General features: G+C 37.3%; 2 protein-coding genes. Both read left to right on the forward strand.

Features of this window, described 5'->3' with window-relative positions:
- Positions 1-1058, forward strand: a 1058-nt coding sequence (locus HY817_04715) for an efflux RND transporter periplasmic adaptor subunit (protein ID MBI4836533.1), incomplete at its 5' end; no start/stop codon positions are given.
- 3 nt (positions 1059-1061) lie between these two features.
- Positions 1062-2555, forward strand: a 1494-nt coding sequence (locus HY817_04720) for an efflux RND transporter permease subunit (GenBank protein ID MBI4836534.1), incomplete at its 3' end; no start/stop codon positions are given.

Consider the following 2555-nt stretch of genomic DNA (forward strand, 5'->3'; position numbering starts at 1 on the left):
AAGGTGGAATGGCTGACTCTTCTATGATGGAGGAAAATACTTTTACTATTTCTGCCCAACGTCAGCAATTAATAGGAGTTAAGCTAACTGAAGTTAAGTCACAAAACATTAATAAAACAATTCGTGCAGTTGGAAACATTGTAGTAGATGAAACAAAAATGGTTGAAGTTCAGACTAAATTTAGTGGTTGGATAGACAAAGTTTTTGCTAATCAATTAGGCCAACACGTTAAAAAAGGTGATCCACTATTTACTATTTACAGTCCAGAACTTGTGGCTACACAAGAAGAATATTTGCTTGCTTGGCGTGGTACAAAGCAGTTTGAACATAGTGAGTATAAAGAAGTTGTTAGCATGGATTCACTTCTAAACGCTTCAAGACGAAGGCTTTCACAATGGGATATTAGTAAAGAGCAAATTGATGCACTAGAAACAACAGACAAAGCTGAACGCAGTATCACAATTTATGCATCAGCCAGTGGTCATATTATTATGAAAAATGCTTTGCCTAATATGCAGGTAACTCCTGATAGCAAGCTTTATACAATTGCCGATCATAGTAGGGTTTGGGTCAATGTAGATGTATTTGAAACAGATTTAGCAATGATAAAGCTTGGTCAGTCAGCCAAAATGACCGTTCCTGCTTATCCTGATAAAGAATTTTTAGGCACAGTAACTTTTATTTCACCACACCTAAACGGCGAGACTCGCACACTCAAGGTAAGGCTAGAATTTGCTAATCCTAATATTCTACTAAAACCAGAAATGTACTCAAATGTTGAGTTTGAAATCCCTATGGGAGAGAAAATAGTTATTCCAGAATCTGCTGTTATTCGCACTGGGAAACAGAATATTGCTTTTGTTAGCTTAGGGAAGGGGAGTTTTGCACTTCGTAATATTTCATTAGGGATGAAATTTGATGGATGGTATGAAGTGCTAAGTGGGTTAGAAACAAATGAACAGATTGTCACATCAGCAAATTTTTTAGTTGATGCAGAAAGTAAGCTCCAAGGTGTTAAGTCCTCTTGGCAAGAGGAAGAAAGCCAAAAGGAGAAGTAACTTATGATTGAGAATCTGATTGAATATTGCGCTCGTAATCGCTTTATAGTTTTTGCCTTCACTATATTTCTGTCAATTTGGGGTTTATGGGCATTAAAAAACGCCAAGCTTGATGCATTACCAGACCTTTCTGATACGCAAGTAATTATTTTTACTGAATGGGATGGGCGTTCACCTGATTTAGTAGAAGCTCAAGTCACTTATCCAATAGTTACTCGTCTGGTTGCTGCTCCAAAAGTGAAGGTTGTAAGAGGACAATCTTTCTTTGGTCTATCTTTTATTTATGTGATTTATGAGGATGGCACAGACATTTATTGGGCACGTAGCCGCACACTAGAATACCTTAATGGGTTAAGAGATAAACTTCCTACAGATGTTTCACCAACCTTGGGGCCAGATGCTACTGGGGTTGGTTGGGTTTATGAATATGCTTTAGTTGATGAAACAGGTAAGCATGACTTACAAGAACTACGTTCATTTCAAGACTGGAACTTAAAATATTTAATTGAATCTGTACCTGGAGTAGCTGAAGTAGCGTCTGTTGGGGGCTTTGTTAAACAGTATCAAGTAGAACTAGACCCTAACAAGTTATTAGCTTACAAAATTACTGTTGATAAAGTGATTCAAGCCATTCGTCGTAGCAATGGTGATGTAGGTGGACGCTCAATTGAGTTTGCCTCAACTGAGTATATGGTGCGTGGAAGAGGTTATATTAAATCTCTGGACGACTTAAGACACATTTCTTTAGGTTCAAGTGAAACTGGAACTCCAATACTTTTAAGAGATATAGGAGATATTAAGATTTCCTCTGAGGCTCGTCGAGGGCTAGCAGAGCTTGATGGTAAGGGTGAAACAGTTGGAGGAATTGTAATTGCTCGTTATGGTGAAAATGCTTTTGATGTAATTGCCCAAGTAAAAGCAAAACTTGAAACAATTAAAAATTCCCTTCCTGCTGGGGTAAAACTTGTTACTACTTACGATCGTTCAGATTTAATACAACGTGCAGTATATTCGCTTAATAAATCTTTAATTGAAGAATTAGCTGTTGTTGCTATATTTATCATCCTTTTCCTGCTGCATTTCCGTAGCGCACTTGTTCCTATTATTAGCTTACCTTTAGCTGTACTACTTTCCTTTATTCCTATTTATTATCTAGGTTTAACTGTAAATATAATGAGCTTAGGAGGAATAATCATTGCAATTGGAGCAATGGTTGATGCTGCAATTATCTTTGTTGAAAACGCTCATAAGAATTTAGAGGAATGGGAAAAGGCTGGTAAACCTGGCAATAGAGCAGATGTTTTGATTAGGGGATTTCGTGAAGTTGGTTCATCAATCTTTGCATCATTATTAGTCTTAACAGTCTCATTTATTCCAGTATTTACACTAGAAGCCCAAGAAGGAAGGCTATTTAAGCCACTAGCTTATGGTAAAACCTTTGCAATGTTTTTTTCTGCTGTGCTAGCTGTGACGCTTGTTCCAGCACTAGGAATGCTC

The sequence above is a fragment of the Candidatus Abawacabacteria bacterium genome, assembly GCA_016207805.1.
Taxonomy (GTDB): domain Bacteria; phylum Patescibacteriota; class Gracilibacteria; order RBG-16-42-10; family RBG-16-42-10; genus JACQZO01.